Origin of the sequence: Pseudomonas sp. CFBP 8771, assembly GCF_014841695.1 — a bacterium.
Classification (GTDB): Bacteria; Pseudomonadota; Gammaproteobacteria; order Pseudomonadales; family Pseudomonadaceae; genus Aquipseudomonas; species Aquipseudomonas baltica.
Genome location: NZ_JACYUJ010000028.1, coordinates 1 through 318 on the forward strand (window position 1 = coordinate 1; position 318 = coordinate 318).

Annotated in this window: 1 pseudogene; it reads left to right on the top strand. The window is 47.5% G+C overall.

Annotated elements, in window-relative coordinates:
- Positions 1–243, top strand: a pseudogene (locus tag IFT80_RS21540) (hypothetical protein); the annotation flags it as partial.
- Between the last annotated feature and the right edge of the window lie 75 nt (positions 244–318).

Below are 318 nucleotides of genomic sequence, written 5' to 3' on the forward strand. Positions count from 1 at the left end.
GATCAGCTACCAGGCAAAACCATCAAACTGAAGATCAAGCTGGCTGATGAGGAGAAACCCTACATGGGCGATACCTGGGTCAAGGTACCTGGAGGCTGGAAACGTTGTATGGGCGAAAACTTTGAAGATCAATATGCCTTTTGCTATGGCAACTACAAAGACTTCAGCACTTTCAAAATGGTGGATGAACGCGTCTGCACCATTTATCCCGGCTGCACCGAAAACAAGGAAGTGACCCCATGAGCCTTGCAACCTTGAAAGGCAGTGAGTTTTTGCTGATGAATAGCTTACAGGCATCGGATTACGCCCCACCAAAAT